Source organism: Neobacillus solisequens (assembly GCF_051233465.1).
In the GTDB taxonomy this organism is placed as follows: Bacteria; Bacillota; Bacilli; order Bacillales; family Cytobacillaceae; genus Neobacillus.
In genome coordinates, this window is record NZ_JBKFGJ010000010.1 from 50,378 (window position 1) to 69,658 (window position 19,281).

Annotated in this window: 17 protein-coding genes; 14 read left to right on the plus strand and 3 right to left on the minus strand. The window is 33.9% G+C overall.

Annotated elements, in window-relative coordinates; genetic code table 11:
* Positions 1 to 12 precede the first annotated feature (12 nt).
* The 6 genes from ACI3K6_RS10925 to ACI3K6_RS10950 all read left to right on the plus strand — a co-directional run bounded on the left by ACI3K6_RS10925 (position 13) and on the right by ACI3K6_RS10950 (position 6,897).
* Positions 13 to 1,149 carry a CDP-glycerol glycerophosphotransferase family protein gene (locus ACI3K6_RS10925; protein ID WP_435554847.1) on the plus strand — a complete coding sequence of 379 codons (1,137 nt, stop codon included), beginning with the start codon at positions 13 to 15 and terminating at the stop codon, positions 1,147 to 1,149.
* A gap of 17 nt (positions 1,150 to 1,166) precedes the next feature.
* Positions 1,167 to 1,580: an FAD synthase family protein gene (locus ACI3K6_RS10930; protein ID WP_335482513.1), complete on the plus strand. Its 414-nt coding sequence runs from the start codon at positions 1,167 to 1,169 to the stop codon at positions 1,578 to 1,580.
* A gap of 21 nt (positions 1,581 to 1,601) precedes the next feature.
* Positions 1,602 to 2,792: a glycosyltransferase gene (locus ACI3K6_RS10935; protein ID WP_435554848.1), complete on the plus strand. Its 1,191-nt coding sequence runs from the start codon at positions 1,602 to 1,604 to the stop codon at positions 2,790 to 2,792.
* 11 nt (positions 2,793 to 2,803) lie between these two features.
* Positions 2,804 to 4,003 (plus strand): glycosyltransferase, encoded by a 1,200-nt coding sequence (locus ACI3K6_RS10940; protein WP_435554849.1) that lies wholly within the window; start codon positions 2,804 to 2,806, stop codon positions 4,001 to 4,003.
* 80 nt (positions 4,004 to 4,083) lie between these two features.
* Complete coding sequence (locus ACI3K6_RS10945; protein ID WP_435554850.1) at positions 4,084 to 5,256, plus strand: glycosyltransferase; 1,173 nt, start codon at positions 4,084 to 4,086, stop codon at positions 5,254 to 5,256.
* A gap of 81 nt (positions 5,257 to 5,337) precedes the next feature.
* The gene (locus ACI3K6_RS10950) at positions 5,338 to 6,897 is read left to right on the plus strand and encodes a lipopolysaccharide biosynthesis protein (protein ID WP_435554851.1); all 1,560 of its coding nucleotides are present in this window, start codon (positions 5,338 to 5,340) and stop codon (positions 6,895 to 6,897) included.
* A gap of 439 nt (positions 6,898 to 7,336) precedes the next feature.
* On the opposite strand, the gene ACI3K6_RS10955 is transcribed toward ACI3K6_RS10950, so the two are convergent.
* Positions 7,337 to 10,006 carry a right-handed parallel beta-helix repeat-containing protein gene (locus ACI3K6_RS10955; protein ID WP_435554852.1) on the minus strand — a complete coding sequence of 890 codons (2,670 nt, stop codon included), beginning with the start codon at positions 10,004 to 10,006 and terminating at the stop codon, positions 7,337 to 7,339.
* Between the two features lie 281 nt (positions 10,007 to 10,287).
* Here ACI3K6_RS10955 and ACI3K6_RS10960 point away from each other — a divergent pair, with 281 nt between their 5' ends.
* The 7 genes from ACI3K6_RS10960 (at position 10,288) to ACI3K6_RS10990 (ending at position 16,047) form a co-directional block, all read left to right on the plus strand.
* The gene (locus tag ACI3K6_RS10960; RefSeq protein WP_435554934.1) at positions 10,288 to 11,004 is read left to right on the plus strand and encodes a metallophosphoesterase family protein; all 717 of its coding nucleotides are present in this window, start codon (positions 10,288 to 10,290) and stop codon (positions 11,002 to 11,004) included.
* A 170-nt stretch (positions 11,005 to 11,174) separates the two neighbouring features.
* Complete coding sequence (locus ACI3K6_RS10965; RefSeq protein ID WP_335479089.1) at positions 11,175 to 11,435, plus strand: hypothetical protein; 261 nt, start codon at positions 11,175 to 11,177, stop codon at positions 11,433 to 11,435.
* 85 nt (positions 11,436 to 11,520) lie between these two features.
* Positions 11,521 to 12,306 (plus strand): hypothetical protein, encoded by a 786-nt coding sequence (locus ACI3K6_RS10970; RefSeq protein WP_435554853.1) that lies wholly within the window; start codon positions 11,521 to 11,523, stop codon positions 12,304 to 12,306.
* Positions 12,307 to 12,416: 110 nt separating this feature from the next.
* Positions 12,417 to 12,692 carry a PqqD family protein gene (locus ACI3K6_RS10975; protein WP_335479093.1) on the plus strand — a complete coding sequence of 92 codons (276 nt, stop codon included), beginning with the start codon at positions 12,417 to 12,419 and terminating at the stop codon, positions 12,690 to 12,692.
* Positions 12,682 to 13,125: a S24/S26 family peptidase gene (locus ACI3K6_RS10980; protein WP_335479095.1), complete on the plus strand. Its 444-nt coding sequence runs from the start codon at positions 12,682 to 12,684 to the stop codon at positions 13,123 to 13,125. The genes ACI3K6_RS10975 and ACI3K6_RS10980 overlap by 11 nt, the downstream gene beginning before the upstream one ends.
* A gap of 22 nt (positions 13,126 to 13,147) precedes the next feature.
* Positions 13,148 to 14,950, plus strand: coding sequence for an ABC transporter ATP-binding protein (locus ACI3K6_RS10985; protein ID WP_435554854.1), 1,803 nt, complete (start codon positions 13,148 to 13,150; stop codon positions 14,948 to 14,950).
* 2 nt (positions 14,951 to 14,952) lie between these two features.
* On the plus strand, positions 14,953 to 16,047 hold the full coding sequence (locus ACI3K6_RS10990; RefSeq protein WP_435554855.1) for a nucleotidyltransferase family protein: 1,095 nt from the start codon (positions 14,953 to 14,955) through the stop codon (positions 16,045 to 16,047).
* 8 nt (positions 16,048 to 16,055) lie between these two features.
* Here ACI3K6_RS10990 and ACI3K6_RS10995 read toward each other — a convergent pair whose 3' ends face one another.
* Both ACI3K6_RS10995 and ACI3K6_RS11000 read right to left on the minus strand, forming a co-directional pair.
* The gene (locus ACI3K6_RS10995; protein WP_435554856.1) at positions 16,056 to 16,922 is read right to left on the minus strand and encodes a metallophosphoesterase; all 867 of its coding nucleotides are present in this window, start codon (positions 16,920 to 16,922) and stop codon (positions 16,056 to 16,058) included.
* A gap of 248 nt (positions 16,923 to 17,170) precedes the next feature.
* Positions 17,171 to 18,025, minus strand: a complete 855-nt coding sequence (locus ACI3K6_RS11000; RefSeq protein ID WP_435554857.1) for a metallophosphoesterase — start codon at positions 18,023 to 18,025, stop codon at positions 17,171 to 17,173.
* 175 nt (positions 18,026 to 18,200) lie between these two features.
* On the opposite strand from ACI3K6_RS11000, the gene ACI3K6_RS11005 reads away from it, so the two are divergent.
* Entirely contained in the window at positions 18,201 to 19,271 is a 1,071-nt protein-coding gene (locus ACI3K6_RS11005; protein ID WP_435554858.1) for an aldose epimerase family protein, read from the plus strand.
* Positions 19,272 to 19,281: the final 10 nt, after the last annotated feature.

Genomic DNA, 19,281 nt, shown 5'->3' on the forward strand with positions numbered 1-19,281 from the left:
AGGCTCTTGACAGTGATTAAAAAATATTTAGCACTAGCCTTAATTTACTTCTTTAATTGCCTTCCCATTAAGAAAAATAAAATCTTTTTATTTAGCTATTATGGAAGCCAGTATGGATGCAGTCCTAAATATATAACGGAATATATTCTTAATCATTATCCAAAAGGTAAGTTCGATATTGTCTGGGCATTTAATAATCCAAACGACAAAAAACACTTAACCGATTTTAGAAAAGTTAAAACGATGTCTATAAAGTATTTTTATGAATTGTGTACTTCAAAGGTTGTAATTACTAATTTTAGAACAACAGATTTGTATGTTAAAAGGAAAAATCAATATTATATTCAAACCTGGCACAGTTCATTACGATTAAAACAAATTGAGAAAGATACGGAAAAAACTCTTCCAAATGGATATCTTCAAATGGCTAAAAATGATTCCCGCAAATGCGATCTACTATTATCTGGATGTGAGTATAGTACCAAAATATTTAAACGTGCTTTTTGGTATAATGGGGAAATTTTAGAAAGCGGTATACCAGCTAATGACCTATTATTTTCAAATGATTTACAAGTTAAGGAGTCTTTATTTAAAAAGTTAAATATTCCAGTAGGTACCAAATTAGTATTGTATGCACCAACATTTAGAAAAGATAGTGATTTATCCATATATGATTTGAATTATAAAAAGTTATTGGAGACATTAAATCATAAATTTGGGGGGAAGTGGAAGGTGTTGGTAAGGTTGCATCCACATCTTACATTACTTTCAGAACAAATTAAAAACGCTGAAAATGTTATTAATGTTACAAAATATGATGATGTACAAGAACTGTTATATATTTCGGATGTGCTAATCACTGATTATTCTTCGGTGATGTTTAGCTACTTATTAACAAAAAAACCATGTTTCTTATATTTACCTGATTTATTAAATTACATTGAAAATGATAGAAAACTTTATTTTGATATCTGTGAGTTACCTTTTAGAAGTGCAACGACTATTGAGGCGCTTAAAAACGAAATAAATAATTTTAATGAAGAAATTTATTTAGAAAAGGTCTCAAGTATGTTAAGAAAAATTAATTCTTATGAGGATGGTAAAGCAAGTTTAAGACTTCTTGAAAAAATAGAAAAAGAAATTAGCTAAATGAAATGAGGAAAAATATGAAAAAATACGATGTTGGATACACTACTGGTGTGTTTGATTTATTTCATGTAGGCCATTTAAATATCTTAAAAAAGTCTAAAGAACTTTGTAATTTTCTAATAGTTGGAGTAAGTACGGATGAATTAGTACAAAGCTATAAACAGAAAATTCCTGTTATCCCTTTAGAGGATAGAATGAAAATAGTTGAGTCAATTAAATATGTAGATATGGTTGTTGTCCAGGATACAATGGATAAAATAGTTGCTTGGAATAATTTGAAATTTAATGTTATGTTTCATGGGGATGACTGGAAAGGAAAGCCGTTATGGAATGAATATGAAGAAAAATTTAAAATGGTGGGTGTTGATTTAGTTTATTTTCCATATACAAAAAAAACATCTTCCACAAAGTTAAAACAGATACTAATCTAATTAATAATTTTGGAGAACATTATGAGAAAAAATATGTTATTTGTTATTGACTCTTTACATTGTGCAGGGGCAGAAAAAAGCTTGGTCACATTATTATCACTGATAGACTACTCGAAGTATTCTGTTGACTTGATGCTATTTGGACATGGTGGGGTTCTTGAAGATCTGGTACCTAAAGAAGTAAATATTCTAAAACCTCTTAAATATACTGATTTTACAAAGTTGAATTTGATGAATTCAATGAAATATTCTATTAAGCAATACGACTATAAGATGCTGTATGCCCGGTTAAAATACTCTCTAACTATTCGTAAAGAGGAATATAGTAACCCTCAAAAAGCGAGAATTTTTTGGCAATGTGTCTCAAGAGTGATTGAGGATAACCCTAAAGAATATGACATTGCTATAAGTTATGCTCAGGGTGTTCCAACATTCTATGTAGCAGAAAAAGTGAAAGCCAAAAAGAAATTTGCTTGGGTCAATGTAAGTTATCGTTTAAATGAAACTGAAAAGTGTTTTCAGCAACAATATTATAATCCATATAATAAAATTGTTGCTGTATCTCACTCTACAAAAGAGATCTTTCTAGAGACTTTTCCTGAGTACTCTAAAAAGATTGAGGTTATTTATGATATAAATAATCCAGAATTTATCACAAAAATGGCTGATATAGGAGAAAGCTATTCAGATAGTTTTGAAGGGATTAGAATACTAACAATTGGGAGGTTAGCCCAACAAAAGGGGTACGATATAGCTTTAGAGGCATGTAAAAAATTGAAGGAAGCTCAAATTAAATTTAAATGGTATGCATTGGGAAAAGGTCCCTTAAAGAATGAAATAGAAGAATACATTAAAGATAATGGTCTAACAGGAGAGTTTATATTACTTGGTGTAAAATCCAACCCTTATCCATATATAAAAAATGCAGATATATATGTACAAACATCAAGATTTGAGGGCTTTGGATTAGCAATTGCGGAGGCACGAATGCTCAATATTCCAGTAGTGACAACAAAATTTGACGCCGTTTATAGCCAAATGGTTGATGAAAAAAATGGTCTAGTTGTTGAAATGAATGCTGATGCTGTTTTTAATGGAATATTAAGATTAATAAAAAACCCTGACTTAAAGGGCAATATTGTGAAATATCTTCAAGGAGAAAAGAAAGGGAATGTTGAAGAAATAGAAAAATTTTACAAATTAATTGGGTAGATGGAGTAAATATGAAGAAAAAAATTATTTTTATGATTATTAATATGAACGTTGGTGGAACTGAAAAAGCATTATTGAATATGATAAATGAATTTCCAAAAGAGAAATATGATATTACTATTTTGATGTTAGAGAAATTTGGTGGATTCTTAAAGTTTGTTCCAGAGAATGTCGAAATTAAGTATATCAATGACTATAAGAGGTATAAGGATCTTTTAAAACAGCCGCTTCAAATAATGGCAATAAAAAGTTTTAAAGCATTAAATTTTGTAAAGGGTGTAAAATTATTGGTTCTCTCGTTAGTAACAAAATTACTAAGGGATAGAAGTCTCCTTTACAGTTATGTTTTAAAAGATTATAGAACAGAGGAAACAGAATATGATGTTGCCGTGGCTTATGCAGGTCCAATGGATTTCATAAGCTACTTTGTTATTAATAAGATAAAAGCTAAGAAAAAAATTCAATGGATACATTTTGATGTAACACAAATAGGGCTTAATAGTAAATTTGTTTCGAGAGTATATAAAGACTTTGATAAAATTTTTGTAGTATCTGAGGAAGGTAAGAATAAACTGTTAACTATGCTACCGAAGCTTAAGGCAAAAGTAGAAACATTTTTAAATATGGTTTCTTCTCGTTCTATTATTGAAATGGCTAAAGAGGAGGATGGTTTTAAAGATGATTTTCAGGGAATAAGAATTCTAACGGTTGGAAGACTTACAAAAGAAAAAGGTCAAGATTTAGTTATTCCCGTTTTGGCTAAGCTTAAAAATGAGGGCTATAATGTCAGGTGGTATTGTATAGGCGATGGAGGAGATCGCAGAGAATATGAAAAATTGGTTGAAGAACATAATGTGGTGAATGACTTTATATTCTTAGGATCAAATCCTAACCCATATCCATTTATGGAACAATGTGATCTTTATGTGCAACCTTCTCGCCATGAAGGTTACTGTATCACTCTAGCAGAAGCAAAATGTTTTAATAAACCAATTATTAGTACTAATTTTACAGGAATTAGTGAACATATTATTCATAATAATACGGGCATCATAGTCAATTTTGACGAGCAAGAAATGTTCTCTGCTATAAAAAATTTATTAGACGATAATAGGTTATTGAAAAGACTGGAGGATAATTTGCGGAATAGTGTTATAAAAAGTTCAGTAGCAAGGGAAATGAATAAAATATATACCATTGTAAATGGATAATGTCTCAAGTTTTGATTAAAAAAGAAACTTGAGATATTTCTTTTTTAATGAAAATCTTGAGGAAATAGAGGGATATTGGATTGAAAAAGGTACTATTTATGCTAAGTAGCATGAACATTGGTGGTGTTGAAAAATCTTTATTGTCCCTATTATCTGAATTACCTAAAGAAAACTATGAAATTACAGTTCTTTTATTAGAAAAAAAAGGCGGATTTTTAGAATACGTTCCTAGCTGGATAAAGGTAAAAGAAGCGAACTGGTTTAAAACAGTTAAGCCAATTATAATGCAGCCACCTCAACAAACAATAAAGGAATTTTTGAGGAAGAAACACTTTAGTAAAATTCCTACTTTTATTAGTGCATATTTTATATCTAAGTATTTCAATAATCGATATTTATACTATAAAAATGCCTGCATTGATGTCCCAGTAAATGACGATGCCTATGATATCGCTGTTTCATACCAAGGACCAACAGATATTATTGACTTTTATATAGCAAATAAAGTGTATGCAAAAAGGAAAATTTCATGGGTGCATTTTGATGTTTCAAAGCACGAGGTTAATAAAAAACTTTATGCAAAACTTTATAAAAAATTTGATAACATTTTTGCTGTATCAGAGGAAGCAAAACAAAAGTTAATTCAGCAAATTCCTATTGCGGCCAATAAATCTGAGGTATTTATGAACATAGTACAGTCCAACTTAATTAGAGAAATGGCAAAAGAAAAGGTTATATTTGACTATAACTATAAAGGTATAAAAATTGTAACTGTTGGAAGGCTGTCAAGGGAAAAAGGGCAAGATTTAGCCATAAAAGTATTATCAAAATTAAGAAAAAATGGCTATGAAGTGAGATGGTATTGCATTGGAGATGGTAATAGTCGAATGGAATTTGAGGAATTAATAAATAAGTACGAATTAACTAAGCACTTTATACTGGTTGGAACTACCACAAATCCTTATCCATATATTGCTAGTGCGGATCTATACGTACAACCATCTAGACATGAGGGTTTTTGCTTAACTTTAGCAGAAGCCAAGTGTTTAAATAAGCCAATAATTACTACGGATTTTACCGGTGCCTATGAACAAATTCAAGATGGTTATACTGGATTAATTGTGGAGTGTAATGAGAATGCTTTATATAAAAATATTAAATATTTAATTGATAACCCTTCTGAGATGCGAAAATTAACAGTAAACTTAGAGAATTCTAATAAACTCAATGTAAAACAAAGTGTAATTTTATAGAACCAACACAATGTTTTTTAATACTAGAAGTACCAATCGTAAATTTATTTTAAACAACCTATATTAAAAGGATATGTAATGATGAGGATAAACCATTCACTTAAAAATATTTTTATTGGTGTATTTTCCCAATTAGTAATTGTATTCCTTGGTTTTTTATCAAGGAAAATTTTTTTAGATAGTTTAGGAGCCGATTATCTAGGGATTAATGGGTTATTAACTAATGTATTATCGATTATGGCATTAGCTGAAAGCGGCATTGGCATTAGTATCGTTTATAACTTATATAAACCACTTGCAGAAAATGACCATCCAAAAGTTATCGCATTAATACAACTATATAAAAAGGCATATGGAATATTGGCATTAATCGTTTTATTAATAAGTATTATTATATATCCCTTTTTAGATTTATTAATGAAAGACGAGAGCTATATCCCTAACCTTACAATAATTTATTTTCTGTTTGTAATCAAAAATATGATTTCCTATTTAAATGCTCATAAATGGTCATTAATAAATGCTGATCAAAGAGGATATTTAATAGCAAGAATGAATCTAATTTTTCAAATTGCAACTATGGTTATCAGAATATTCATTTTAATTAAGACTGGAAACTATATTCTTTATTTGGGAATAGAACTCTTATTTTATTTACTACAGAATATTGTAAATGGAAGAATAGTTAATAAAAGTTACCCTTATATAAAGACTAAAGAAAAATATAAAATTGATCAAGAAACAAAGAATAATATGGTAAAAAATGTGAAGGCTATGTTTTTACATAATATTGGAGGATATCTAGTATTTGGAACGGATAATATATTAATTTCATCTTTTATTAGTGTTGCAGCAGTAGGACTATATTCAAATTACACTATGATAACTCAACAGTTATCGGCATTAGTTAATCCGATTTTAGGGGGGATTGGTGCAAGTGTAGGAAATCTAATTGCAACGGAAAGCAATGAAAAGAACTACTCCATTTTTAAGGTGTCATTTTTAGTGAATTTTTGGATCTATTCCTTGTGTATTATATTTTTATATAACCTTCTGGAACCATTTATCACGTTATGGCTTGGAAAAAAATATTTGTTAGATAATTTAACTTTTATCTTCATACTAATCAATTTTTATTTATTTGGAATGAGAACTCCAATAGCAACTTTTAAAAATAAAGCAGGATTATTTGTTCAAGATAAGTACGCCCCTCTGATTGAGGGATTTATTAACCTTATTTCATCACTTCTTTTAGTAAAGTTTTTAGGCCTTGTAGGAATTTTTATTGGTACAACTATAAGCACACTATCTACCGTCTTCTGGATTCAACCGATTATTGTATATAAAAATGTATTTAAAAAATCGGTTATTGGCTACTTTAGAATATATGCTTACTTTACTTTCCTTACATTTATAATTTGTTTAATGGTATCAAGAGTCTGTAATATTATAGTTGAGGGTAATGGCTTTTCTTCACTGATTGTTAAAGGAATTGTTTGTTTAGTAATTCCAAATTTAATATACTTAACTCTATTTTATAGAAATGAAGAATTTAAATACTTAAAAAGTGTTATAATAAACGTTTTTATGGGATTTAAAGGAAAAATAAAAGTTAAGGTTAAAGCAAAGGTACCTATGTAAAATACTCGACAATGTTTTCCTCAGATTTAAAATAACAATCATTTACTAAATTAATAGGGTGAACCTAATGCATTACAAAGAACATGGAAAATTGGAAAAGTGGTGAGATTGGAGAGAAAGCCGTTCCAATCATACCTCTTTTAAGAAAGGAGATACAGGTTTACTATCAGGCAGTCAATTTATTGTATATTAGATACTAATAATCTTTAAATGAAGTTGAACTTGTTTGTGTTATCTTGGGCACATTGGATACGAATGCCAGTAAGCTTTTGATTTTATTTGTTACTTACTTTATTAGAATGTATCGGACTTACTTAATGTCATTACGAAAAAAGGTACAAAGTCAAATGATTAAAAGCATCTATCCTCATACGTTATGAGGATAGATGGATTAAAGACTTTTTTAAAATTGAAGAAATTTACTTAACTTAAAATTTTACTAGCTCAATATTCCGAATTTTTTGAATGAAGCTTTTGAACCTAGTAGTTTCCAAACCTGAATATTTCTTTTTGTCCAAACTACGGTACCATCCGTAATTGTCGAGGCAGTACCCCATGATGGTTCTATATTTCCAGTTGTACCAGCTGTTGTACATTCATAGTAGCTTTCAGAAACAGAGGATGGCAAGATTTTGTCTCCAATCGAGTAGGTTGTTTTTGCCTTCCAAGTAGAAATACCAGCAATGTCTTTTACTGTGGAGTATAAAGGATTAGTTGGAAAGTTTGGCATAGTTGACGAGGATTTTGCGTTCCAAACAGTAGAATAATAAATATAACCATTTACTGAAATTTTATCAGAAGTATTATATATCTTTGAAGGCTGCCAAGTAGGATAGGTTTCAGCAAATCCCTCTTTTATACATACCCATCCCATAAAACCATCTGAGGCCATATTCCTGTTTAGTATTTGTTTGCCAAGTTTATAATATCCCGTAGTTGGAACTGTTGTTGACCAATTGTAAGGATCAAGTTCATTTCCAATTGTATTATTTCTGAATAAAGGCATTTGTGTAATATCAACTAAAAAATTAATTGCCCCTTCCAGAGTATTGTTTATAAATGTTATTTCGAATTGGTCACTTGTAGGTATGGGGCTATTTATCGCTTTTATTGCTAAATTTGATTTAAAACGATTCCCATCAACCAATATTTTTCCGCCAGTAACATTATACCAATACCCATCAATAATATTAATAGAACTGGACGTCGCTTTTGTATAGTCAAATAGATTATTTATTAGATCTAATTGAGCTTTGTTTACAGTTGAAAAATAAAATGCAGGATTTGATCCACCATAAAAATAACAATTTACAAATCTCGCTAGCTCGTTGTTGGAAATATTAAATAGATTATAGCCATTCCAGATAAATGTGCATCCAATAAATTCAACATGTTTATTAGGACTTAGTATTCCCGTGTTATTAAATTTACAATTTATATAGGTACCTCTAGGTATTTTTATACCAGCATTATTATTAGGTTTTTTTGTGTTATTGAATAATATATTATTGTATGCCCAACCTTCAGTAGCATTTTCATCACCATTGAAAATGACACTTGATGATGCTAAGAAACCCTCAAATAAACAATTCGCCATTGTTTGTGGATACGTACCTGCTGAAAAGCCTGCTCCGGAAATAGCATTTGAATAATCTGAGTCAACAGTAAATTTACAGTTAGATATTGTGACACTATATGCTTTTGGTCTATTTACACTTAATGAGCTATTTAAGAAAGTATTATTATCTACCAACGCAGGATCTGTAGTTCCATTATTTAAAGTTACTCCGGTCCTGTTAAGGTTATTATTGTCTATAATGCATTCACCATTAATGTTAACACTTGTATCTTTAAAGTAATTTCCATTTATATATAATTTACTCACGCCTGGGTATCCTGTTATTCCAATACCTCTTTCAATTTTATTATTTCTTATGTGGAAATTTTTCCCCTTTACAAATACCAATTGTAAGGGACTATCATGGAGAAAGTTATCTTCAATCCAAAGATTCTGATTTAAGGAATAGTTATCCTCTACATCTAACGCAGCCGAGGGGCCTGTACCACTTATATGATGGATATCATTATTTTTAACCCAGACAAATTTTGCCCCTTGTAATGCCACACCAAGCCTTCTGTTGTGGTGGATATGGCACTTTTCAATAAAAGTAAATTTTGGTATCGTCATACTTCTTAATGTTAGTCCATTACCCGTTGATGATGGAATATTTGCTTGATGCAGTACAATTTTTGCACTTGTTGCCCCATCAGGTAATGGAATTTCATCAAAAAATTCGACGTTTGTTATTGAAGAGTTGTATGTTCCATTAGAATTATAAAAAATGATATCAAATGGTACTGTTCCGTCTATTTCTGAACCTAAAGATTGATAGCTGATGTCTCCATAAACGCCAAAATATTTCCAATTAGTAATTTGAGAGTTTGTTAAATCTATAAAAATGTTTGAACGGATTTTTGTTGAATCAGCTATTAAGCTGCCATCTTTCGTATTTATTGATCCTGATTCAAAGGTAATTTTGTATGATTTAGTAGGGGTAGTCGTAGTGTAAATTGCTCCTCCTGTAGCAAATAAAGACACAGCATCCCCGGTTAGGTCTAAGAACTCGATATTATCGATAGAAATAAAACGTGTATTTGTACCTTCGCCTTTGTTTGAATTAACTACATTTGGAAACAAAATGCCCATTCCCCACTCGTGGGTGGCTGCTTGCCCTGGCGTTGTGTAATCATGGTTATATCTGTCACCTTGGATGATTCCATTTGTAACTCTGGAAAACATTTGGTTTTGTTTGAATGAGATTACAGAATAGGATGCCAGCCCGTTGTTCCGGATTCTTAAGGTAGATCCACCCAAATTCAGAGTCATAAAACTCTGTGGCTGAATGGGGATCGTTTCATCAATTAGATAGACTCCCCTAGGAAACACAAACTCCGTATAACCTTGTTGACTTGCCCAAACAATTGCATTATTGATGCCGTTAGAGTTGTTTGTAGATAATGTTTTGTCTCCAAAATTACTAACAGTATTGGAAACGCCCCAACGGTCCAATTCCAGTACATATGAACTTTGACTAATTTGAGGACTCATTAATATGCCCCCCTAATTTTAACTCTATATTTTAATGATAATTCTTTGACTTTATTTTCGGTAAACTGAATGTTTAGCCCTTTGTGTTCAAGGTAAATAAACATTCGTTATCACCTCCAAATTGATAAAAGTATGCATATGAAATTATATTCAAATAAGGTTGAAATGATTGGACTAATTTCATCAGGAACCCTAATTTTAATAATGAATAAATTGATGAAGGTACCTAATATTGGTAAAATAAATTTAAATTTTACAAGAGTAGGGAGGAATTAAGATTGATGAAAATCGCCTTTATCTCAGATATCCACGGTAATGCAGTAGCTTTAGAAGCAGTTCTTAATGATATAAAGAAAAGAGACCTAGATAAGGTTTTCGTCCTTGGCGATATTTGCTATCGTGGACCAGAGCCCAAACGTTCGCTTGATTTGGTGAGATCGTTAAATACTAAAGTGATAAAAGGTAATGCTGATGAATGGGTTATTCGAGGTATTATGGATGGCGAAGTTCCTGAAAGTGTGAGCAAAATGATGAGTAAGGAGCGTGACTGGATTTTCTCACATTTAGATGATACTGATATTACCTATTTACAGGAGTTACCTTCAGAATTGAATTTGAAAATTGAAAATGTAAAAATTCATGCCTATCATGCTACTCCTAATAGTTTATTTGAAGTGGTCCTTCCTAATGAGAGTGATGAAAATGTAAAAGGAAAAATGATGACAGAAGATGCTGATCTTTATGTCTATGCACATATTCATAAACCATTTATAAGGTATATTGATGGAAAATGTATAATGAATATTGGAAGTGTCGGGCTTCCTTTTGACGGATTAACAATGGCTTCCTATGCCTTGATTGAGATAGAATCATCCTTTTATCAAGCATCCATTGTGCGTGTTAAATATGATCTAGATAAGGTAATTGAACAGTTTAGTGTGTCAGATTATCCGAATAAAGAGAAGATGATAAAGGTCATACTTGAGGCGAAGATATAAAGTAGTGGGGCATGAATTATTTGTCCTTTCTTTAATGGCTAGTGGGTATTTTGTCGAATAATTGTTCTTTAAAAAGCACGACTTTTGACTTATAATTATCTTAATAAAGAACGTTCTTTTAAGATTACCATTTTGATTAAGTGAATATTAAAGATGAAGGGGAGTAAACAATGCCAACTGCAATTAATTATTCTAAACCAAAGATTCTAAGCCACCAACCGTTACGTTTCGAAACTGCTCAAAGCTGGAACCCAGGGAAAGGGAATCATGACCATCCTGGTACAGGGAATGACGGTGTCAAATTCCCGGTTGAAACGAATCCTAATCCACAGCCGTGTGGGGCGGGGCAACCTGGAAATGGCAATAAAAATGGAAACGGTAATGGTAATGGAAACATTGGCCAAGGACAATGTAATCCTAAAGTAAACTAAAATACAAAAAGTAAATGTTTGAAGAGGACAAGTATAGATTTGTCCTCCTCACTCATTTTAACGAATATATTAATGGGAGATTTATATGAAAACCATTTATACTAAAATCGGTGACTTTCTCATCCAAATAAATTTCGAGTCAAAACAACTTGGCCGTTTTTTTGAAAAGAATTTCAATATACATGAATTAGAGACAGTGCAAAAAACAGATCTAGAAATTAATATAAAAGATGGCTATGGTGTACCTTTTCAAGATTATCATGTAGATATTTCTAAGAGAGACAATCAAATTATTTTTCAAAGGGCAGACTATTCAATCAAAGTAGAGGATCAGTACCGTTCTGCAACTATTTCAGTTTATAATCAACTAGCTTTAAAACATGCGTTAACCAATTTATTTAGTTCTTTCATTGTGCATCACAATTGGGGGTTATTAATTCATTCCTCTTGTGTCATTGAAAATGAAGGGGCGCATATTTTTGCAGGACAATCAGGTGCTGGTAAGTCGACAGCTGCTAAACTTTCATTTCCAAGAGAGCTGCTTTCAGATGAGGCGACGCTTGTGAAGATAACCTCTGAAGGAGGTATAGTATATAATTCACCTTTTCGAAGTGAAATAGAAGCGAAACCAATTGATCAGGTTGAGAAGTTAAAAAGCATCCAAATTTTACATCAGGCCCTGCAGAATAGTCGTATGTTGATTCCAAAGTCTGACGCTTTCCTTCAATTAATGGATAAGGTGTTTTATTGGCCACATAGTAAGGAAGAACTGAAAACCATCAGTGATTTGTTACTTCTCCTTGTTAAAAACACACCAGTTTATGAACTTCATTTTGTAAAAGACAATTCATTTTGGAAACTAATTTCTTAAATTTATAGAGATTGAACGATATTTTTTTTGGTTTTGGTGTTCAAAATAACGAACATCAATGTATTTATATTAAACACTTATACTTTGAAGGTAGATAGGGGCTGATGTTAATGAGCACACAATATATTCAAAAAATAGATTGTGAAGTGACAGAGCTGGATGGAGAATGGATTCTATTAAATTCCAATCAGTTTACCATCACGAAATTAAATCATCTGGGCGGTTTTTGCTGGTCACTTTTAAAGGAGATTCAAACAGTAGAGTCGCTAACGAATGCTGTGTTAGCAAAGTTTGCACCCACACAAAGTGAGAATCAAGTAAAACAGGACATTGAAGATTATTTAGACAATCTCATTCAATGTGGGCTGATTGAACATGTTGGTTGACCACTCAACCCTTTATCTGTTAAAAACGAGTATCACGAGGGATGGTTGGCTGGAATTACCGGCTATTGGTAATAGTATGTTTCCTTTTATCCGGCAAGGAGATCTTTGTCGGTTCTCTCTTTGTGATCTTTCTACCATTAAAAAGGGAGATGTCCTTTTATTCTACTCACAAACTGGTCGATTGATTGCTCATCGTTTTGTCAGAAAAGAACATAATCTGTATGTATTAAAAGGGGATACCAATTTAGGGTTTGACCAGCCAATTGAGGCAGATCGAATTCTTGGTAAGCTTGCTCAGGTGAAGAAACAGCATGTCCGATTGTCCTCGAATCATCTTGTATTACGAATATGGAGTAAAACAATCCTAGCATTTCCTATACTATCAGCCATTTTGCGGCAATTTCTAAATAAAAAGACTAGATTTCAATTTTAGATAATGATGGAGTGTCCAAACCATGAAGAACCAGATTGATTCACTCATGAAACAGTATTTCTCACTAAAGGATATGCGCAAGGCGTTTTCTTTTGTGCTGCCGTTTATTTTAAAAAGATGGAAGGCCTATGTCTTAATTCTTCTATTATTAGGGGTAGATATTTATTTAACGATTGCGTTTGCAAAGTTTTATGGTGAGCTTACCGATGCCGCGATTCATGGTGGATATAAGCAAGTGTTATCATTCATTCCATATGGAGTATTATTGATTTTCATAAGCATTGTTTCAAATGTTTCCTATACGTACTGCAATATGATCGCTACTAATGGGGTCAAAATGGAGCTGAAAAATCACTTTTTTAACCATGTATTAAGGCTGCCTGCTGGCCAAATATCCAATTATCGGTCAGGTGAATTGATGTCACATTTTTCCAATGACATTCATGGAGTTGACGGGATAATCGGAAGTAGTTTAATAAGTCTTATTAGACTGCCAATTATTTATGTAGTTGTATTTATTTACCTTGTCAATATTAATTTTACTTTATGCCTGGTTAGTTTAATCGTAGCTCCAATAGCAGCCCTTTCCGGCCTGGTATTTGGGTTATTGCTGCGGAAAAATGGCAGATTGATTCATAAGCTGATTGGAGAGATAAACAGCCATCTAAGTGAAACTTTTCATGGGTTTAACGTCATTCGTTCCTTTACTTTAGAAAAACTTCAATATAAAAGATATGAAAAGCAAAATAGGGAGTTATATCAATTAGAATTAGAAAATGCAAAGCTGCAAAACTGGTATTATACAGGGGAAAGAATTGTTGGCTATATTACGTTTATTATTAATCTAACGGTTGGGGCACTATTTGTATCAAATGGACAATTAACGGTTGGGGCATTGTTAACCTTTCTTAATTTGGTGAACCATTTATTTTATCCCATAACCGGTATGGCTAACGTTTGGGCAGGCTTTCAACGGTCTGTCGCAGCTCTTGAAAGAGTATTAAATGTGTTTGAAAAACCAGCAGATGTATCAGAACTGCCTTCATTCACTGATTCAAGAGATCTCACTGGTACCATTGAATTTAACAACGTTACTTTTGGTTATTTGAAAAATAAACATGTATTTGAGGACTTTAATCTGGAAATTCCTAATGGAAAAGTGGTGGCTTTGGTTGGACCAAGCGGAGCCGGTAAAAGTACCATCTTTAATCTTTTGCAAGGATTTTACAAGCCGCAAGCGGGGGATATACGAATTGATGGAAAGTCCATTAGGGATTTAACGGCATCCCAATTAAGAAGCGCGATCGCTCTAGTCCCGCAGGAATCATTTTTATTCTCCGGAACGGTGAAGGAGAATTTAATGATTGCTCGGCCGAATATTACTGAAAAAGAGATGGTCGAGGCTTCCATTAAAGCTGAGTTGCATGATTTTGTGCTGTCACTTCCAAATGGATATGACACCGAAATTGGCGAAAATGGAGTAAAGCTGTCTGGTGGTCAGAAACAACGGGTGGCGATTGCCCGGGCAATTCTTAAGGACGCTCCTATTCTATTACTGGATGAGGCGACCTCTGCTTTAGATGGAGAAACCGAATTTTATGTAAAAGAGGCTCTGGATGAATTGATGAAGGGCCGGACGACAATCGTGATCGCCCACCGTTTGACGACAATTCAACATGCTGACATGATCATGGTAGTGGATGATGGAAGAATTGTGCAGCAAGGAACACATGAGGAGTTAATGAGACTACCAGGTCTTTATCGCAACTTAAATGAAACGAGCTTCCATTCTAAAAAGCCGTTATCCTTGGTGAAGGAGGGATGAGGATGTGTCTTGAATTAGTGAGTATTCTCTATGATTCTAATAAACTTCTCCCTCGTGAGGCTTCATTTTATCAAAATGCTATTCAGGCTATTGAGGAAGATGGAACCTCTTCACAGTTTTATTTTTTGCTGAAGCAGCAGGGAAAGCTTGACCAGACACCTGCTTTTTTCCAACAGTTTTTAAAACAACAATATGAGCAAAGTTTGTTTCTAAACCTATTTATAAAACAGCAAACAGAGCAACTGTTAAAATGCTTTGAGAGTCAAGAGATTGCTGTAATTCCGTTAAAAGGTGTTTATTTTGCAGAAAAATACTTTGGGCATACCGGGGCCCGGGCTACTTCTGATATCGATCTGCTCATCAAACAAGGTGATGTTAGCAAAGCAATTCAGCTAATAAATTCATTGGGTTTTTATGTGGAGGAGGAGCAAATCCCAGGTCATTTTCATTGCAGTTTTAGTAAGCCGTTGCCGAATTCCACGATTCCTTTGGTAGTTGAATTGCATTGGAGTTTGGTTAAAGAGCAAACATCTAGATTTTCAATTGAGGATCTCTGGCAGCAGGCAACTCACATTGGCCAGTCTAAGTATATCTCCGAACTGTCACCAAACCATACCTTTTATATGATTTGTCTCCATGGTTGGCGACATAACATGAATTCAATGAAGTATTTTTTTGATATCCTTCAAGTAATTCAGCATGACCGTCAAGAACTGGATCTTGTTGAGATATTTCAGTTGGCGCAATCACATGAAACCTTTAAACGAATGCATCGTACCTTATCAATAGTGTATCAGCAGTTTCCATTTTTAGAGATTATGATGAAATATCCCTTGAAAAAGAGACGGACCTTATGGGCATATCGTCCTGTAAAGGGATTTAAGATGTATTTGGACTTTTTGGATTATCAATTTTTAAGTTATGACAAAGTTAAACATAGTGTGATCGAGCTTGGTAACTGGCTGTGGCCTTCTAAATATGAAATGTCCAATGAGTTGGATCTTCATGCACAAGGGGCATCTGAAGGGAAAATGCTGTTAACTTTATATAAAAAGAGAATATCGGGGATTTTTAATAGGGTGTCTAAAAGTTTATAAGACACCCTTTATGTTGTTAACTGGAATACCGTAATCTCCGGTCTGCAAAAAAGGCGGATTGGCAGGTTCGTGGTACCGATGCCACGATTAACATACAGAGGTATTTTTGTTTCCCCGATATGGTATAGCCCATCTACATAGTGAATGGCCATTTTTTGTCTAATAAGTGGGCCGTAGAAAGGTAGTCTAACTTGTCCTCCGTGAGAATGGCCTGAAAACTGGGCCTTGATAGGGTATTTAGCGATTTGACTGGCAATGTCAGGTTCATGGGCAAGGAATAAAACACAATCTTGCTCGGACAAGCCTTCCACTGCCTTTCGGATATTCGGAAAACCATACATTACATCATCAATGCCTGCAATATATAGGCGATCCTGATTAACTTTGATGACATCATGTTTATTTTCTAGGACGCTGAATTCTGCGTTCTGTAATACTTGGATTATACGGTTCTTGATTGACATATCATGATTACCAATCACAGCCCATTTTCCGTGCGCTGCCTTTAACTCTTGAAGGTAGGAAATGTATCGTTCAGGCTCCATATTTCCCGCCTGGATTAAATCCCCAGTAAAGAAAATCAGATCCGGTTTTAATCGGTTGATTTTCTTAATTACTAGTTTAAAATCCTCAATATCATAATAAAACCCCAAATGAGTGTCACTGAATTGAACAATTCTCCACCCATCGAAAGCCTTTGGCAAATTCTTTACCTTCAATTGAATTTCCTTGATCTGATACCAAAAACGTTCAGCCTTAAACGAGTAAGCACCAGTAAGGGCGCTTGCGGCTAGCAAACCAATCGACCATTTCCCGGATTTTTTTAGAAAAGATCGGCGGTTCAACTTTTCTGTATTACGTTGCAGGTCATTCATTGGAGACTCCTTTTTCATAACAGAATGTTCCTTATAAAGAACATTATAGAATAATCGGTAAGGTTTCACAAATATGGACCGGTTTTAATCGTTCTTAGTTTACAGGGGTGGCTCCAATCAGCACATTTTCATCACTATAAAAACGGACAGATAGAGAGTTTCTATCAGCCCTATCTCATTAGAAAAACAAATAGATGGTTAGTTAAAAAGAGTGCCCAAACTCCAAATTGGACACCCTCCCAAATTCCTTATGAGTTTAAACAAAACACCGTAATCTCCGGCCGACAAAATAATCTTAATGGTAATCCAGTGGTCCCGATCCCCCGATTCACATATAAAGGCATTTTATTTTCCCCAACATAATAAAGCCCTTCCGGATACTTATTTGACATATTATGTTTGGTAAGTGGACCTAGATAGGGAAGCCGCACCTGTCCGCCATGGGAATGGCCGGAGAATTGGGCACTAATGGGATAACTGCTGCTGAAGATGGCAAAGTCAGGCTCATGTGCCAACAGGAATATACAATCATCTTCAGAAAGTCCCTCAAGTGCTCTATCGAGATTTGGATACCCGCGTACCACATCATCAATGCCCGCGATATAAAGCTGTTCATGGCCTGCTTCAACCACACCAAAATCATTATTTAATACTGTAAACTGGGATTCTTCCAACAATTGAGTCACACGATATTTATGGTGAATATCATGGTTCCCCAGAACAGCCCATTTTCCTCCTCGTCCTGACTTCAGCTCTTGGAGTATAGAAAAATAGCGTTCGGGTGTTTTCGTTCGGATGTCAATCAGATCTCCGGTGAAGATGAGGATATCTGGCTGCAAGTTATTAATCATCTTAACCAATGGTTTGAAATCTTCGACGCCAAAAAAATATCCCAAATGGGTATCGCTAAATTGGACAATTCGCCAACCCTCGAACGCCGAGGGAAGGTTTTTTATCTGCAAAGAAATCTCTTTTATTTCGTACTTAAACCGTTCCACTTTGTATGAATAGGCACCAACGAGTGCACCGGCGGCAAGTAAGCCCATTGCCCATTTATCTGAATTTTTTATAATCTGATCGGTTATCCGTTGTATGTGACTCATATAGGGCTCCTTATAAACAGAAATTTTCTCTCTAATGGGAAAGGCGGGTTTCCCACAAATCTATAATATCCTACTGCTTTTAGTCAAATTATATTCACCTATTTTCATATTCGCTGAAGTGAATGTTTGGTATGATGAAAATTGGAGAGACATGTTAACAATGGGAGGATTGAGAATGAAAGTTGCTGTAGAAGAGGTTGGTCAAGTTAATCAAAAAAACGTCCATTCATACACATTACTGAACGATAATGGGATCGAAATCCGCTGTCTCGATTACGGCTGCCACATCACGAAAATCTTTGTTCCTGACCGAGATGGTAATAAGGAAAATATTGTCCTGGGTTATGAAACGCTTGAAGACTATGTTTCTGATAACAGTTTCTTTGGCTGCGTTGTTGGTCGTGTCGCCGGCCGCATTAAAGGCGGTACGTTTGAAATCGATGGGAAGACCTATCCTTTGGCGAAAAACGAAAATAATAACCACATTCACGGGGGCGTAAATGGGTTTAATCGGGTGGTTTGGGATGCAGATCCATTCGATACGGAGCAAGAAGTAGGTGTTCGTTTTTCCTATTTAAGCCCAAATGGAGAAGAAGGCTATCCGGGAAATATAAATATTATGGTGACCTACACATTAAATAACAAAAATGAATTAAACATTCATTATTCCGCCATCTCTGATGAAAAAACAGTATTGAATATGACGAATCATTCCTATTTTAATTTAAGCGGGAATGTAAAACGAGATATCTGTGATCATACTCTTACTGTAAAAAGTGATCAATATCTGCCATTAAATGAGGAACTTCTACCGACTGGTGAACTCGCTTCTGTCAATGGTACACCATTTGATTTTACCAGTGAGAAATTCATTCGTACGGGGATGGAAGCTGATCATCCGCAGAACATACTGGCGGGTAAAGGCTATGACCACCCGTTTGTTTTACATACACATCATAATGAGGAGATTATTCTTAAAGACCAGGAAAGTGGTAGATTTTTAACAATAGAAACGGATGAGCCTGCCGTCGTAATATATTCAGGAAATCAAATTAGCTCAGAAGGGAAAATTCTAGGGGTTCCTTCCCGCAAATATTTGGGGATTTGTTTTGAGACACAAGGACTTCCGGATGCCATTCATCATCCACATTTCCCGCAATGGATTATCGAGCGGAATCAAGAATACCATTCCTCAACAACATATAGATTTGGGACATTTGACAAAAATATTCAAAAAAGAGGATAAGCACATTTGC

Excerpts from the sequence above, each read along its gene's own strand:
- ACI3K6_RS10930 (WP_335482513.1), top strand. The coding sequence starts at position 1,167 with ATGAAAAAATACGATGTTGGATACACTACTGGTGTGTTTGATTTATTT.
- ACI3K6_RS10935 (WP_435554848.1), top strand. The coding sequence starts at position 1,602 with ATGAGAAAAAATATGTTATTTGTTATTGACTCTTTACATTGTGCAGGG.
- ACI3K6_RS10940 (WP_435554849.1), top strand. The coding sequence starts at position 2,804 with ATGAAGAAAAAAATTATTTTTATGATTATTAATATGAACGTTGGTGGA.
- ACI3K6_RS10950 (WP_435554851.1), top strand. The coding sequence starts at position 5,338 with ATGAGGATAAACCATTCACTTAAAAATATTTTTATTGGTGTATTTTCC.
- ACI3K6_RS10955 (WP_435554852.1), bottom strand. The coding sequence starts at position 10,006 with ATGAGTCCTCAAATTAGTCAAAGTTCATATGTACTGGAATTGGACCGT.
- ACI3K6_RS10960 (WP_435554934.1), top strand. The coding sequence starts at position 10,288 with ATGAAAATCGCCTTTATCTCAGATATCCACGGTAATGCAGTAGCTTTA.
- ACI3K6_RS10965 (WP_335479089.1), top strand. The coding sequence starts at position 11,175 with ATGCCAACTGCAATTAATTATTCTAAACCAAAGATTCTAAGCCACCAA.
- ACI3K6_RS10970 (WP_435554853.1), top strand. The coding sequence starts at position 11,521 with ATGAAAACCATTTATACTAAAATCGGTGACTTTCTCATCCAAATAAAT.
- ACI3K6_RS10975 (WP_335479093.1), top strand. The coding sequence starts at position 12,417 with ATGAGCACACAATATATTCAAAAAATAGATTGTGAAGTGACAGAGCTG.
- ACI3K6_RS10980 (WP_335479095.1), top strand. The coding sequence starts at position 12,682 with ATGTTGGTTGACCACTCAACCCTTTATCTGTTAAAAACGAGTATCACG.
- ACI3K6_RS10985 (WP_435554854.1), top strand. The coding sequence starts at position 13,148 with ATGAAGAACCAGATTGATTCACTCATGAAACAGTATTTCTCACTAAAG.
- ACI3K6_RS10990 (WP_435554855.1), top strand. The coding sequence starts at position 14,953 with ATGTGTCTTGAATTAGTGAGTATTCTCTATGATTCTAATAAACTTCTC.
- ACI3K6_RS10995 (WP_435554856.1), bottom strand. The coding sequence starts at position 16,922 with ATGAATGACCTGCAACGTAATACAGAAAAGTTGAACCGCCGATCTTTT.
- ACI3K6_RS11000 (WP_435554857.1), bottom strand. The coding sequence starts at position 18,025 with ATGAGTCACATACAACGGATAACCGATCAGATTATAAAAAATTCAGAT.
- ACI3K6_RS11005 (WP_435554858.1), top strand. The coding sequence starts at position 18,201 with ATGAAAGTTGCTGTAGAAGAGGTTGGTCAAGTTAATCAAAAAAACGTC.